Below are 15,368 nucleotides of genomic sequence, written 5' to 3' on the forward strand. Positions count from 1 at the left end.
AAAACCGACTTGCATCTCAAACGCAAGTCGGTTTTTATATATAAGAAGATTTCTTAATTGAAATCCTCGGATTTTTTTTGACGTATATGTAAAAACATTAAGGTGGTAATGATTAAAAAAATCATTATAGTTTGTATAATTAAATTTTTAAACTGAAGTAATATTGTCCAAGATGTAAGGGTGTCTTTAAAAGCTTGGAGTGCAGAGTACGAGGAAGGATCAAAACCATACTGTAGTAACTTTTTTGTTTCAATAAATGAAATGTTTTCTTCATCTGCATCTAATATTACTGAAATTAGTCTAGTATCTCCAAGTTTTGCTGTACTGACAAAACTATAATTACCGTTAGTTGAAAAACTAGTTTGTAAGCCATCAACACCTTGAAGTTTAATGTTTTCATTAAGAGAATATATCATTTTATTCGTATTGAAAACCTGGGAATCTTTGAAGGTAAATTGGTAAGAGGTTAGTTTCGTAATATTCAATACATCTGGAAAATCTTTTACTAATTTAGCTGCTAGTTTAGCTGCGTCTATCGCTGTTGTAGTTGATTGTTTATTTGTATCATTATTAACTCCAGTAGAGTTTAGAAATGGAGATGGTTGTAATAACTTTAGTTCTTTTGCTTTTTTATTCATTAATAATGTAAAGTTATCTTCATTTCCAGCAATGTGTTCTGCTAGAGCGAGTGCAGAACGATTATTCCCTGTCAGTAGCAATGCATGAAGTAAATCACGAACCGTTGTTTTATCATTTGATGTTACTTGTATAGGGCTTGTTTCTACTCGGAAAACTTCGTTACTTATTTGTACGAAGTTATCTAACTGCATTTTTCTATCATTTAGTTGCTCCAATACGATATATTCTGTCATTAATTTAGATAAAGCAGCTGATTGTACCGGAGTTTCTTCATTTTTTTTATAAACAATTTCACCTGAATTAGCATTTATTAAAATAGCTGATTTAGCTTGAATAATCGGACCATTTACATAAAGATAAAAATATAAAACGATAAGTGCAGTAATAAAAAAAGATAATAATAAAATAGCGAATTTTTTTAAGAATTGCATAAGCTATCCTCCTATTATGACATCAATAATAGTATTGTAAAAAGGAATGCTTAATTAGGAAGAAAGAAAAGGTAAAGAATTTCTAAAGAATTATAAAGTATTATTAAATGTAGGGTAATTATGGAAAAGGTTCAATTTCTTATATGATAAGAAATTGAACCTTTTTATTTGTAATATTAACATTTATATGGGAGTAGTTTTACAGTGAATGTTGTTTTTTCATCATCACTATATACTTCAATTGTTCCTTTATGCAATTCGACTATACTTTTTGCAATCGCTAATCCAAGTCCAGATCCACCAGTGTTTGTAGAACGAGATTTCTCAACGCGATAAAAACGTTCAAAAATATAAGGTAAATCCGTACTAGGAATAGGTTGTCCATAATTTGTTATATCAATTGTAATCATATTATTGCTTTCATAAGCAGTAAGGTCGATATAGCGACCTTCGCTTCCATAAGCGATAGCGTTTATAATAAGATTTTCAAACACACGCACTAATTTGTCACCATCAGCTAATACCATGAGCTTTTGAGATGAGAAAGAAGGTCGACATTCTATATTTGCTTCTTGAAATTGTATACGGAATTGAACAGTTAATTGCCCAAGTAATTCTACTATGTCAATAGGGACAGAATACAAGCTTAATTCTTTATTTTGAACACGTGTATATTCGAACAAGTCATTCATTAATGCATTAAGACGAGTGACTTTATCGTAAATGACTTGAATATAGTATCGCAATTCCACTTCATCTCTATAATTATCATGATGGATTAAATTTACGTATCCAACTATAGAAGTAAGGGGAGTACGTAAGTCATGTGATACATTTGTAATAAGTTCACTTTTTGCTTGTTCTGCTTGTCTTTCTTCATCAATGGAGACTTTTAATTGTTCAACAATTTCATTGACCCCGATTGCTAATTCTTCTAGATAATTATGATTTACAATAGAAACTTTATGATTGAAGTTTCCATTTGCAATATAACGAATTTCTTCTATCATTTTTTTAATACAAGTTTCATAATAAAGTTTTTTCTCGTGACGATAAAAAATGTAAAGATAGGATGAAAAGATAGAAAATAAAAACAAATAAGATACAATCATCATCCATAAAGATTCTTTAATCCCTTTATACTTTTCATAACCAAAAATTCGAATGAATTCTTTACCAAGTTCGGTTAGAGTAAGTGAACTCTCAATTACACTCGTAACGAGGCGATAAATAATTAATTCAGTAATAGGCGTGAGTGTGATAGCTAATAAGAGCCAAAAAATAAGTTTCCATTTAGGGATATCTTTTAATATATCAAATGCTTCATTTCTCAATTTTATAGCCAACTCCCCAAACAGTGTGAATAAATTTTTCTCCATTTATTACTGTTTCAAGTTTATCCCGTAAGTTGCTAATATGAACCATTACAGTCTTATTTGAACCGTAACCATCTTCATTCCAAACGCGTTCAAAAATTTCTTCTGAACTAAATACTCTTCCTGTATTACTTGCAAGTAAATATAAAATATCGAACTCAATAGAGGTTAGTTTAATATACTCTCCATTTACTTTAACAGTATGATTATGTTTGTGTATTTCAACAGAGCGAATACGAATAATACCATCTTCATTCTTTTGCGAAGTAGCATTTTGGAAAGAGGATCTTCGTAATAAAGCTTTCACTCTTGCTACTAATTCTAATGGATTGAATGGTTTAATCATATAATCATCGGCACCTGTCATAAGGCCTAATATTTTATCCATATCCTCTGCTTTTGCACTAAGCATTAGAATTGGTACAGTATTATTTTCACGCACTTCCTGACAAACTTCTAATCCGTTTCGTTTTGGCATCATAATATCCAAAATCATAAGGTCAACTTTATATGTAGAAACCTTTTGTAATGCTTCATCGCCATCATAAGCTTTATAAATGTTATAGCCTTCATTTCGCAAATAAACAGCAAGTAATTCAACAATTTCTTTATCATCATCAATAATTAATATGTTTTTATTCATTGTGTAGTTCCTTTCCTTACAAATCATCAACATTACTATAATATCAAACATTTATGTACTTGTAGTGACGATTCTGTATAAAATTTCATGTAACGTATTAAAAAGGAGTAAAAAGATTAATAACGAATATAAAATAACGAGGATATTTATATTCTATATTATACTGAAAGTTAGTTGTGAGGGGGATTTGTTATGCTGTATGACGATATATATTCATTTACTGCAACGGGAAAAATAGAAAATGATATTCAAGTTTTTTTACTAAAATATAATAAAGAGTTTACATATAAACATTCAATTTGTGTGGCAAATGTGGCAAAAAAGATTGCAGAAAAGTTTCACGTAGATAAAGAAAAAGCAGCAATTGCAGGATATTTACATGATATTAGTGGCATTTTTCCGAACGAGGAGCGGATTGCAGTTGCTGAAGAATTTGGGATAGAAATAGTGGAAGCAGAAAGAAAGTTTCCTATGATCATTCATCAAAAACTATCGAGAGTAATCGCAAAAGAAATATTTAAAGTAGAAGATGAAGAGATTTAAAATGCAATTTGTTGCCACACAACGTTGCGTAAACATGCAACGAAGATGGATTTAGTATTATTTGTTGCAGATAAAATAGAATGGGATCAAAAAGGGACACCACCATATTTAATAGAAATAAAAAAAGGATTGGGAAAATCTTTGGAAAAAGCAGCTTTTGTATATATTTCATATTTGTGGGAAAGGAAAGATATATTGAAAGTTATACATCCATGGCTAGAAGAAGCATATTGGGATTTAAAAGGAATTGTACAGTAGAAAGGACAAGGAAATGCAATTAAAAGAATATATGAATCAAACATTTCCAGGAGTTACATTAGTACCCTACTTATATTCTTAATGGGAAAATCATTTACATTTTGATTTTGGAAAAGATAAATATCAAATTGTAGAAGGAACCGACAATTTAAATACGGAATACTTTTCTCAACTATATAAATATAATAAATTCTTATTTGAAGACATATTTTCAAAAGAAGATGTAGTGTTTGTAGTGACAAATGTTTATAGATTTAAAAAGGAAAATATAAAAACTCCACAGAAAATAAATGTATACAATAAATATATTAAGAAAAGAGATTTAAGATTTCATATAAGATAAGAAACGTTACCGTTTTTATTTGAAGATGAAGAAGCAGATTTATATTGTACATATCATTTTTCTTTACAATGCCTTGCGGAACATATTAAATATGAATCGCTTATACAAGTTGTTAATCATGAGGATTTCTTTGATCTATATCCTCGATTTGGACGAAAAAAAGAAATTTCTTATCCAGATGTATTTCTCATAAATGCAACGAAAGATATTGTCATGTTTATGTATGATGATAGAGGATGTGAAGTAATTGCGAAGAATAAAGAAATAATACGAGATTTATATAAGAAATACAAAGAATGGATTCCAGATTATGAACGAGAAAGTATAGATAACTTATTTAAATGACAATAGGGGAAGTGAAGTGTGTAATGAAACGTATTGCAATTGTATCTGCATGGGAACCAGAACTGACGTATTTGCATCAACATTATCCAAGTGAACGTGTTGAAAAAAGAGCAGCTTGGGAAATTCATTTTCATACTATTAATGAGCTGGAAATTATATCAGTTGTTACTGGTGTCGGTAAAGTAAGTTGCGCTAGTTGTGTACAATTGTTAATTAGTGAGTTTCAGCCAGATGAGTTGTTTATGACAGGAATATGCGGAAGTTTATCAAACAAGGTGAAAAACGGTCATATTGTAGTCGCACTAAACGCAATACAACATGATGTTACTGCTGCTGGTTCAGGGGAAGATGTTTTTAATTTATATAACGGTAGAACAGCACCTATTGAAACAACAAAATCACTTGTAAGAAGAATAAAAAAAATACGATCGTATGATCCAATACATTTCGGTACATTTTTATCAGGAGATCAACGTATTCGTAGTTCGGAAATGAGATATTTACTCCATACCGTATATGGAGCATTAGCAGTTGATCAAGAAGTAGCAGCTTTCGCCTATGTATGCCAAATAAATAAAAAACCATTTCTCTGTTTAAAAGCTGCTTCAGATCAAGCAAATGATAAAACGAAAGAAGAACAAAAAATCTTTAAAATGCTAGCATGTGAAAGAGCATGTGAGCATTTAATTGCTTTTTTACGTGTTTATGAGATTAATGTAGTAAATAATAGATAGTTTGTTATAAAACAAATTAAGAGTGAGTTATATGTAGGGAAATGTCCGTTCATTTCAAATTAAGAGCTGAAATTTATAATAGATGGAATATATTATATGGGTACATGTTTAGTTTAATACAAGCAATTGGAGGGCAATTTTATATGATTCAATATAAAAGGTGTAGTGATGTAAATATTGATTTAGTATATGTCGATAATGACTTAAAAGGCTCTCTATGCGTAAATGAACAAGGTAAAATTAGTTTTATTTTCGTAGACAAAGGTTATAGAAATATTGGTGTTGGGATGAAATTATTACAAGTAGCAAGAGAAGAATTAAATTTATCAAGTTTATCAATTGAGTTTCCTAACAATAATTTATTGGAGGGTTTTTTAAAGAAATGTGGATTTGAAAAGAATTCTTTAGCGCAATATGAAATGTATTTATTACTCTAAGAGCGGAAAGATTTATTCTTTTCGTTTTTTATTTAGCCGTTATGTTGGTAAATGCTCCGCAATTATAATTTGTAATGAGAGGGATTTTGTTTATCCTTAAGTTATTTTTTAAATTGTCAATTTTATGCTAATAATTTTCTTTGTATAATATTCTAATTTTATGTAGAATAGATACGATGGGAGGGGATGAAATGAATAATGGATTAAAGTTTAAGATTTTTGAATTGCATTGTCTCGTTCAAAAGACTTATTCTGATATTAAAATAGCATGTGATATTGCTATTTATCAAGAAAACACTTCTAAATATTTAATTTCATTAGGATTTTTAAATAAATCATATATGACTTATATAGAAGCAAAAAGATTCTATCGCGAAAATGAAGAGCTTGTAAGTGTAGAATTTGATAATTTCTTTGATATGTATGATAAATTAGAAAATGAATTAAAACAAGTTATTTCAACTGAAGATAAAAATCCTTCATTGCTACATAGCAGACTTGATCAGTTTCAGCAGAAAGTTGAAAATATAAATGACCTAATAAAAGTATTGCAAAATGCTCGTTAATGAATGCTCTTTTCTTTTTTGTATAGAAATTATGTATTAAAAACATTTTAGGGATATTACATATTGAAGAGGTGGCTTTTGTAGATTACAAAAGTCATCTTTTTATGTTAGGAATAGATTGTATACATTTTAGCAGTTTCATATAAATAATAGAAATTTATACGAGGTAAATATCATGGGAAATAAAAAAGAAATAGCTATAGTTGCATTAACAACAGGATTTGTTTTAACAAGTGTAACACCATATGGAGTAGGTCATGCAGAGGAACCTGGTCAAATGCAAGTTGAAATTCAAGAGGATTCGTTCCGTACAGGTGATCTTACACAACCATCAAAAAAGGCGCCAGAGAATGTAGTGAAAGATGCACTTAAGGAAAATACGGAGCATGCTTTGTCTCCAAAACAAGTTAGTACAGAAACAGGAGTAGATTACAAGGTTCTTCAAAAACGTGGTTCTTATGATGGAACTACACTTGTGCGCATGCAACAAATATATGAAGGAAAAGAAGTGTATGGCCACCAGTTGACTGCTCACGTAGATAAAAAAGGTATTATTAAAAGCATTTCAGGAGCTAGCGCACAAAATTTAACACAAGAAGATTTAAAGAAACCTATTAATTTATCAAAAGAAGAAGCGAAACAATATATTTATAAAAAGTACGGAAACGACATTAAATTTATTTCTGAACCAGAAGTTAAGGCGGTTATTTTTGTTGATGAAAATCATGGGCAGGCTAGCAATGCATATCAAGTTACATTTGCTGCTACAACACCAAATTATGTATCTGGAACTTATTTAGTGAATGCTCATAATGGCGATATATTAAAAGATATGGTACAAGAATCAAGTTTGAAAATAAGTGAAGAGTATGTTGAATCCGTTAAGGAAAATAAAACTAGCAATTTCACATCATTAACTGGAACAGGAAAAGATGATTTAGGCGTAAATCGTACATTTGGTATTGCTAAACAGACCAGTGGGAATTATGCGCTTGCTGATTACACAAGAGGGCAAGGAATTGAGACATATGATGTAAATTATAGAGATATTACAAATGAAGAAAGTTATTATCCTGGCATACTAGCAACTAGCGCTTCAACAACATTTAATGATCCAAAGGCGGTAAGCGCTCATTTCTTAGCAACAAAGGTATATGATTTTTATAAAGAAAAATATAAGCGTAATAGTTTTGATAATAAAGGAAAAAAAGTAGTTTCAGTGGTACATGCATGGGATTCTGGAGGAACAAATGATCCTGAAAATTGGGAGAATGCATTTAGTACTAATATTAATAACATTAGTATGCTTTTATATGGAGATCCTATGGTAAAAGCGTTCGATATAGCCGGTCATGAATTTACACATGCAGTTACATCAAGTGAATCTAACCTTGAATTTTCAGGAGAATCTGGGGCAATTAACGAGGCATTATCGGATATTATGGGAACGGCTATAGAGAAATACATAAATAATGGGGAATTTAACTGGACAATAGGAGAACAAACTGGATCGACTTTTCGTAATATGAAAAATCCAACTGCAATTAATTTTTCAGAAGGACTACCGTATCCCGATGATTATAGTAAATATAATGATTTAAATGGAGAGGATTATGGAGGCGTTCATTTTAACTCAAGTATTATTAATAAAGTTGCGTATTTAATTGCACAAGGCGGTACTCATAACGGTGTAAATGTAAATGGTATTGGTGAAGATAAAATGTTTGATATGTTCTATTATGCAAATACTGATGAATTGAACATGACTTCTAATTTCTCTGAATTGAAATTGGCATGCCTTAAAGTTGCAACTAATAAATATGGAACGAACTCAATTGAAGTTCAAGCAGTCCAAAATGCTTTTGATGCGGCAAAAATTCCAGGAACAGTGAAAGAAAACGAAAAAACAGCAGAAAATCAAGCTCCAGAGTTAACTGTGCCGTTTACCATTACACTACGTGTAGGTGATACGTTTGATCCAATGAGAAATGTAAAAGCTGTTGATAAAGAAGATGGTGATTTAACAAATAAAGTAAAGCATAAAGGCGATGTAGATACTTCAAAACCAGGTACATACATTGTGGAATACTTGGTTGTTGATTCCCAAGGGAGAACTACAACGGCTAGACAGACTGTAATTGTAGAGGGAAATGGAGAAATATTAGATTTAGAACCTAAATTAACAGTGCCTGTTGGAGCGACAATGCATGTAGGAGATTCATTCGATCCAATGATAAAAGTAAAAGCTATTGATAAAGAAGACGGCGATCTTACTTCTAAAGTAAAAGTTGATGGTGGAGTAGATACATCTAAAGTCGGTACTTACGTATTAACGTACACGGTTACAGATTCTAAAGGTCATGAAGTAACGGCGAAACAAACTGTAACGGTTAAAGTTAGAGAAGAAGTTACAAATGAAAAACCAATACTAAAAGTACCTGCTACAACTTCAATTACTGAGGGTGATCAATTTGATCCGTTGGTAGGGGTATCAGCTACTGATAAAGAGGACGGTGACCTTACTTCTAAAGTAGCGTATGAAGGAACTATAGATACAACTAAAGCTGGTACTTATGAAATAATATATAGTGTCAAAGATTCCATGGGTAATGACGTAAATACAAAACAAAAAGTATTAGTGAAAGATAAAGAAACTAGCAAAGCTAATGGCCTTGCTAATAAGGCGAATAAGAGTAATATCTCAAACAACAGTAATAGCGATAAAAAAGAGTATACATATAAGGAGCTTCCAAAGACGGGTGTAAGTACAAATAACAGTGCAGCAATCGGCATATTGATGATTATTACAGGCACAGTACTCACTTTTGTTCGCAAATTTAGAAAGATACAAAAATAATAGTAGGGATTATTCGTTTGAAGAAAAGAGTTCATTATTCAGAAGAAATAAAGTAGAAAGTAAGTAAAACAAAATATGGATTTTTTACTTAATAAGATTTTAGTAGTTAAGCGGTGCATTTGGCTTCTATAAAAATTTGTAGTTGGATCATGTTCTGTCTACAAAACTACATTACATAAAAAACACGTTACTATTCTCATTAAAATAAAAGAATAGTAACGTGTTTTTTGGTTTGGAAAAAGCATAAATCCTATAGTTCATGAATCTGGGAGTGCTTCTAATCTGCCATTGATGAGTTACTGAAAACATTTTGTTTTAATGGAAGTTTCACTCTAAATGACAACATGAGATTTTCGATATTTACCAGGTGTTTCATTGGTGAATCTTTTGAAAATTTTAGTGAAATAACTTTGATCGCTAAAATTAAGCGAAGCGCATATGTCTGATAAGGGATAGGTGGTGAAAGTTAATAATTTCTTTGCTTCTTCGACTCGTTCACGTTGAATGTACTCAATTAATGAAATACCGACCTCTTTTTTAAATAATATAGATAAATAATCTGAATTCACATTTGCAAATTTAGCAAGTTGTTTAACAGATATTGGATTGTAAATATTTTTAAAAATATAGTTTTTGCAAATAGCAATAGTCTGTGAATGTTGCTGTGTTTTTTGTGCCTTTACACGGTCTGCAAAGGTGCAAAAAGCATTTTTTAATAAATCCCAAACAGATTCTTTGTCTTTTAAATCTTCTGTTCTTTGAATATGTAAATCATAAATTTTGTAAGCAATCCCAGATGGAAGTCCCCCTTTTATCGCATATCTAGTAGCGAGCGTGATGGATGAAATACAAATGTTTTTATGACGTCTTAATTGATGGAATGAAGATAAAGATGAAAGAGTCTCTTGTTGGAATTCGTAATAATATTTGAGTACGGTTTCTTTATCCCCGTTTTCTATAGACCCAAGTAGTTGCTGCTCTATATATAAATTATGATAAACAGATTTGTCTTTTTGCATTGAAATATATACATCTTCGTTTAAAATTCTGCTATGACTTATATGAACTGAGTCACTGTTATTTGAAAAGGTGCTTACATCTGAATTTTTTTTATAGAGAATGTTATAAAACAATATTGCTATATTTACAAAGAAATTTTGATCTTTCACTGACAATGAAAAATAACGGTCTCTTGTTCTTTTATAATTCGGAATAAAATTAAGGTTACTATCCACTTTACTTGTAGAAAAATTTACATGTGCCATGGGCCCAATAATAATAGTACCGTTCACCATATAATCACTCTTTATGTGAATTAAAATGAAGTGCCCTAGATGTTCGTGAGTTCTGAAGATGGGAGAATTATATGTATCATTTCTTTGAAAAAGCATATGTAACTGTTCTATTTTTGATGTATACAACGAATGTGAATCATTTTTTGATTTAAATTTTAAAAGAATATTGTTGTTACAATCTAAAAAACAAACTGGAATTTCGAAAGATTGGAAAAACATATTGCAAATGTACTCTATCTCAACTAGACTGAGCTTTTTAGTCATATTCTTCCTCCTTACAGTTATGCGTGATAGTTGAATAATTATATATTCCTTTTTTCATAAGTAGAAACGGAAAATCTTTATCAATAAAAAATATAAATAAAAGTTATAAACTTCTAAGAATAATACCATAATTTAACATGAATAGCACATATTATTTGAATATACAGGTAATAGTTTTGGACAGTAGCGTAAAATATGAATCGTCACACTTATTTGTTGGTTATTACTTATATGTATCAAAAAAGGATTAAGATTGGATTTTAAATAGGGATAGGAAGGGAGAAATGAATGGATTGACAGTAAGTGATTAGTCGAAATTAGCAGTGAAAGCTATTATGTAACAATGTAATAAGTCTTGAAGTAGAGATATGAGGGTAATTCAGGGGAGAAAATTACATATATCATGCAGAGAGACAACGTAATAATAGAAGATAAGAAAAGTGAATAAGTGATTGTAAACAATGGATTGTTGGACGACTATGTTTTATGTTATTGGTTTAAATCTGATACTTGGCACACTATTGCTTGTAAGAAGGTAATAGTAATAAAGAAATTTTTAAAATGATAGAAGTAGTAAAGGGGATAAGAGAAATGAAAAAAATATTTAGTGTGCTTTTAGTGTTATTCTTAACATTTTCTACATGGTCTAGTGTATTAGTAAAGGCAGACTCACCATCTAAAGGTACTTTAACGATTCATAAGTATGAACAAGAAAAAGATGGAGCGCAGGGACTAGAAGGTAATGGTTCTGCAAATCAAGAGGTGCCAAAAGATGTGAAACCATTAAAAGGTGTAACGTTTGAAGTGAAAAGGGTTGCTTCTTTTGAAAAAATTTCAAACGATGGGAAAATCGTAAAAGAAGACGTGAAACCTGTAATGGGAGCCACTCCAAATCAAGTAGTAACAGATGATAACGGACAAGCTGTATTAAAAGATCTTCCGCTAGGACGTTATGAGGTGAAAGAAGTGGCAGGACCTCCACATGTTAATCTAAACCCCAATACGTATACAGTGGATATCCCATTAACGAATAAAGAGGGTAAGGTGCTAAACTATGATGTTCACATGTATCCCAAAAATGAGATTAAACGTGGTGCAGTGGATTTAGTAAAAACTGGTGTAAATGAAAAAGTATTAGCAGGTGCAGTATTCTCTTTATTTAAAAAAGATGGTACAGAAGTGAAAAAAGAGTTAGTAACAGATGCTAATGGTCATATTCGCGTGCAAGGATTGGAGTATGGTGAATACTATTTCCAAGAAACAAAAGCTCCGAAGGGCTACGTAATAGATCCAACTAAACGTGAGTTTTTTGTTAAGAATTCCGGAACAATTAATGAAGATGGAACTATTACTTCTGGTACAGTAGTTAAATTAGAAGTGAAAAACTATGAAGAAGCAACTATTGATAAAAAGATTAACGCAAAATTGGAAGCGTTACCAATAAATCCGCTAACTAATTATAATTATGATATTAAAACATTAATTCCTGAAGACATTAAGGAATACAAAAAATATGTGGTAACAGATACTTTGGACAATCGTTTAGTGATTCAAGGAAAGCCAATCGTGAAAATTGATGGAGCAGAAGTAAATGCAAACTTTGTTGAGCTAGCTATAGAAGGTCAAAAAGTAACAGCTACAGTAAAAGATTTCACAAAATTAGATGGTAAAAAAGAATTTCATTTACAAATTAAATCCCAAGTAAAAGAAGGGGTACCATCTGGTTCGGAAATTTTAAATACAGCAAAAATTGATTTTACAAATAAAAATGATGTAATGGGAGAAAAGGAGTCTAAACCTGTAGTTGTTGTTCCAACAACTGGAATAATTGAGTTAACAAAAATTGATGGTGCTAATAAGAATAAATTAAAAGGTGCAGAGTTTGTACTTAAAGATCATAATGGAAAAATAGTTGTCGTAGCAGGAAAAGAAGTAACAGGTGTATCTGATGAGCATGGTGTTATTAAATGGTCTAACATTCCATATGGAGATTATCAAATTTTTGAAACGAAAGCACCGACATATACAAAAGAAGATGGTACAAAAGCTTCTTATCAATTATTAAAAGACCCTATTGATGTAAAGATTAGCGAAAATAATCAAACGGTTAAATTAACGATAGAAAATAATAAAAGTGGATGGATTCTTCCGGTAACGGGTGGTATAGGAACGACTCTTTTTACTGTAATAGGCCTTACTTTAATGCTTACAGCGGCACTTGTTTTCTTTAGAAAAAAATTTGCTAGAAATTAAGATTTTAGGAACATGTAACTATATGAAAAGGGGAGAAGCAAAATGCTTTCCTCTTTTCGATATTTAAGCATATACAGAGGTGGAAATATGAAACGAAATCTTGTTTTGGGGGGTATTTTTTTATTTGGATTAGGTATTTTTTTATATCCTACTATTAGTAATTGGTTGGCGACCCGTGCACATTATTCTGAGATTAGCTCTTACGATAAGAAGATTAAAGCGCTACAAAAGAAAGAAGTCGAACGTAGGGAAAAAGAAGCAGCCGAATATAATAAACAAGTTCAAACTTCCATGAAAACATTTACAGATCCATTTTCTGAAAAAAAAAGTAATCATCAAGCGTATGCTGATGCGTTAAATTTAGGAGATGTAATGGGGTATATTGAAATATCGAAAATTAATATAAAACTGCCAATCTATCAAGGGACCTCTGAGGAAGTATTGAGCCGCGGGATAGGTCATTTAGATTTTTCTTCGCTCCCGGTAGGTGGAGAAAATACCCACACTATTTTAACAGGGCATCGTGGTTTACCATCAGCAAAATTATTTACAGATTTAGATAAGTTGAGTGAAGGAGATCTTTTTTTTATTCATTCTTTAGACAAAGTTCTTGCTTATAAAGTAAATCAAATTAAAGTAGTGTCACCACATGAAACGGACGATCTACAAATTGTAGAAAATAAAGATTATACAACTTTAATTACGTGTACGCCTTATGGAGTAAACACCAATAGATTGCTAGTTCGAGGTGAGCGTGTGGAGTTAAACGAGAAAGAAAAACAAAAAGTGAGTACAGAGATATTTATATTTAATAAGTGGGCTGTAATAGTTACAATCCTATTGTTATGTGTGCTTCTAGTCGTAATTTATAAGAAAAAGTTAACTCGATAGAATATATTTATCCTGCATTAATGGGAAGTGGGACCGGAAATTCAAAGATAAGTAAAGACGGTATATAGGGGATGAAGTAAATCATCATTAATAAAAATTCATTTTATTCGACTATAGAAAAAAACGGTAAAGGTGGGAACAAAGGAATTGAGGCTACGATTAAAGCTGGTAAGTATTCATTTTATTGTTTTGTTAATGTTAAGTGTAAGTTTTGTCGTATATGTACCAAAAGAAGCATATGGATCCACGACTACCTTAGAAGGTCTAGGAGATATATCGCGTTATAATGCTGTTGTCTTTGGTAACCATAAAGCAATAGGTGGCGACATTGAAGGAGCAATTGCAGTTCAAGGTGATATGGATGCATCGGGGTATACGATTGTAGGTGCAGCAGCAGGAACATCTAATATAGTAGGTGAAAAATGGGTTGATGAGAGATATCCGTCCTTGTTATTGTCTGGAAAACTAAAAAAATCAAGAGAAGAATCTTTTATCATTCAAAACGGAATAGTCGTAATGACAAAAGAGAGTGATCCAGATCGCATCATACAATCTTCTTATGATCGTATCGTTTATAAAGAAAAACTAGAAATTGACGCGAAATTTAATGAATTTCGCAATATAGTGAACCAAGTTAGTAAAAATGCAGGTCAATATAAAACGAATATCCCAATTCCAAATATGAGTCATGGAATCGGAAAAGATATAAACAATCCTAATATTTATGTTTCATCAGAATTGACAGGGAAAATCAGTGTAGATATAAGAGATGTATTTTTGCCCAATGCTAAGGACAAAGATTTAATTGTAATGTATTCAGATGCAATAGAAGTTACATTTAAAAATGGGTCTATTCTATATGACACGAATAATATTGGAAAGGCTACAGATATAGTTCCTACATCACAACCATATTCGCCTAATTCCCCGTTTACTGAGCTATATGGGAAAATGATTTGGGTTTTTCCAAATGCGAAAAAAATTACAACAGAGGGATATGGTGTCGTTGGGAGTGTGTTTGCTCCCAATGCTGTATTAGAAACAAAAGGCGGTTCGATTAATGGACAAGCATTTGTCGGTGCGGTACAACAAACTGGTGGATTTGAATTTCACAATTTTAAATTTAACTGGCAACATTGGAACAAGCCTAGTATAGGAAAAGTGAAAATAAAAAAGGTTGATAGTAATAATGATAATAAAAAATTGGTGGGAGCAAAGTTTCATATAGAAGATTTAAAAGGAAAAATAGTTGGAGAACTAATAACAAATGAAGAAGGAGAAGTAATATCAAAAGACTTACCAATAGGAAACTATACCTTAGTGGAAGTAGAAGCGCCAAAAGGCTATGAATTAGTAAAAGATAAAATAACTGTAAAAATAGAAAAAGACGCAGTAGCAGAAATTAAAATAGGAAATAAGAAATTGCCCGATCCAATGGGGAAAATGAAGTTAGTGAAAGTAGATACGGGAGATAAAAATAAAAAGCTAGCAGG

The 15,368-nt window shown here is 31.2% G+C and carries 10 protein-coding genes and 3 pseudogenes; 9 read left to right on the plus strand and 4 right to left on the minus strand.

The features are described from left to right. Positions 1-53: 53 nt before the first annotated feature. The 3 genes from CGQ22_RS09045 to CGQ22_RS09055 all read right to left on the minus strand — a co-directional run bounded on the left by CGQ22_RS09045 (position 54) and on the right by CGQ22_RS09055 (position 3,089). Positions 54-1,070, minus strand: coding sequence for a D-alanyl-D-alanine carboxypeptidase family protein (locus CGQ22_RS09045; protein WP_089148583.1), 1,017 nt, complete (start codon positions 1,068-1,070; stop codon positions 54-56). A 176-nt stretch (positions 1,071-1,246) separates the two neighbouring features. Beyond that, on the minus strand, positions 1,247-2,404 hold the full coding sequence (locus CGQ22_RS09050) for a sensor histidine kinase (RefSeq protein WP_001243310.1): 1,158 nt from the start codon (positions 2,402-2,404) through the stop codon (positions 1,247-1,249). Then, positions 2,394-3,089 (minus strand): response regulator transcription factor, encoded by a 696-nt coding sequence (locus CGQ22_RS09055; protein ID WP_001038810.1) that lies wholly within the window; start codon positions 3,087-3,089, stop codon positions 2,394-2,396. Before CGQ22_RS09055 ends, CGQ22_RS09050 begins: the two co-directional genes overlap by 11 nt. A gap of 192 nt (positions 3,090-3,281) precedes the next feature. Between CGQ22_RS09055 and yqeK the strand changes: the two are divergent. The 6 genes and pseudogenes from yqeK (at position 3,282) to CGQ22_RS09090 (ending at position 9,172) form a co-directional block, all read left to right on the plus strand. Then, positions 3,282-3,890: pseudogene (gene yqeK, locus CGQ22_RS09060) on the plus strand (bis(5'-nucleosyl)-tetraphosphatase (symmetrical) YqeK). Between the two features lie 13 nt (positions 3,891-3,903). After that, positions 3,904-4,578, plus strand: a pseudogene (locus CGQ22_RS31365) (DUF3885 domain-containing protein). Then, positions 4,575-5,312, plus strand: a complete 738-nt coding sequence (gene mtnN, locus CGQ22_RS09075) for a 5'-methylthioadenosine/S-adenosylhomocysteine nucleosidase (protein WP_139032749.1) — start codon at positions 4,575-4,577, stop codon at positions 5,310-5,312. The pseudogene CGQ22_RS31365 and the gene mtnN overlap by 4 nt, the downstream one beginning before the upstream one ends. Before the next feature lie 188 nt (positions 5,313-5,500). Continuing rightward, positions 5,501-5,749, plus strand: a pseudogene (locus tag CGQ22_RS09080) (GNAT family N-acetyltransferase); the annotation flags it as partial. 191 nt (positions 5,750-5,940) lie between these two features. Next, positions 5,941-6,315, plus strand: coding sequence for a hypothetical protein (locus CGQ22_RS09085; protein ID WP_001059022.1), 375 nt, complete (start codon positions 5,941-5,943; stop codon positions 6,313-6,315). A gap of 175 nt (positions 6,316-6,490) precedes the next feature. Next, positions 6,491-9,172, plus strand: a complete 2,682-nt coding sequence (locus tag CGQ22_RS09090; protein WP_089148586.1) for a M4 family metallopeptidase — start codon at positions 6,491-6,493, stop codon at positions 9,170-9,172. Between the two features lie 332 nt (positions 9,173-9,504). Here the strand turns inward: CGQ22_RS09090 and CGQ22_RS09095 are convergent, their stop codons facing one another. After that, entirely contained in the window at positions 9,505-10,731 is a 1,227-nt protein-coding gene (locus CGQ22_RS09095; RefSeq protein WP_139032750.1) for an AraC family transcriptional regulator, read from the minus strand. Positions 10,732-11,322: 591 nt separating this feature from the next. Between CGQ22_RS09095 and CGQ22_RS09100 the strand changes: the two genes are divergently transcribed. The 3 genes from CGQ22_RS09100 to CGQ22_RS09110 form a co-directional block, all read left to right on the plus strand. Continuing rightward, positions 11,323-12,984 (plus strand): LPXTG cell wall anchor domain-containing protein, encoded by a 1,662-nt coding sequence (locus CGQ22_RS09100; RefSeq protein WP_000719310.1) that lies wholly within the window; start codon positions 11,323-11,325, stop codon positions 12,982-12,984. A gap of 87 nt (positions 12,985-13,071) precedes the next feature. Next, the gene (locus tag CGQ22_RS09105) at positions 13,072-13,875 is read left to right on the plus strand and encodes a class C sortase (protein WP_003301355.1); all 804 of its coding nucleotides are present in this window, start codon (positions 13,072-13,074) and stop codon (positions 13,873-13,875) included. Between the two features lie 147 nt (positions 13,876-14,022). After that, on the plus strand, positions 14,023-15,368 hold a 1,346-nt coding region (locus tag CGQ22_RS09110; protein ID WP_141106078.1), incomplete at its 3' end, for a collagen-binding domain-containing protein.

The sequence above is a fragment of the Bacillus sp. M13(2017) genome (genome assembly GCF_002218325.1).
Taxonomy (GTDB): domain Bacteria; phylum Bacillota; class Bacilli; order Bacillales; family Bacillaceae_G; genus Bacillus_A; species Bacillus_A thuringiensis_K.

Excerpts from the sequence above, each read along its gene's own strand:
- CGQ22_RS09045 (WP_089148583.1), bottom strand. The coding sequence starts at position 1,070 with ATGCAATTCTTAAAAAAATTCGCTATTTTATTATTATCTTTTTTTATT.
- CGQ22_RS09055 (WP_001038810.1), bottom strand. The coding sequence starts at position 3,089 with ATGAATAAAAACATATTAATTATTGATGATGATAAAGAAATTGTTGAA.
- mtnN (WP_139032749.1), top strand. The coding sequence starts at position 4,575 with ATGACAATAGGGGAAGTGAAGTGTGTAATGAAACGTATTGCAATTGTA.
- CGQ22_RS09085 (WP_001059022.1), top strand. The coding sequence starts at position 5,941 with ATGAATAATGGATTAAAGTTTAAGATTTTTGAATTGCATTGTCTCGTT.
- CGQ22_RS09090 (WP_089148586.1), top strand. The coding sequence starts at position 6,491 with ATGGGAAATAAAAAAGAAATAGCTATAGTTGCATTAACAACAGGATTT.
- CGQ22_RS09095 (WP_139032750.1), bottom strand. The coding sequence starts at position 10,731 with ATGACTAAAAAGCTCAGTCTAGTTGAGATAGAGTACATTTGCAATATG.
- CGQ22_RS09100 (WP_000719310.1), top strand. The coding sequence starts at position 11,323 with ATGAAAAAAATATTTAGTGTGCTTTTAGTGTTATTCTTAACATTTTCT.
- CGQ22_RS09105 (WP_003301355.1), top strand. The coding sequence starts at position 13,072 with ATGAAACGAAATCTTGTTTTGGGGGGTATTTTTTTATTTGGATTAGGT.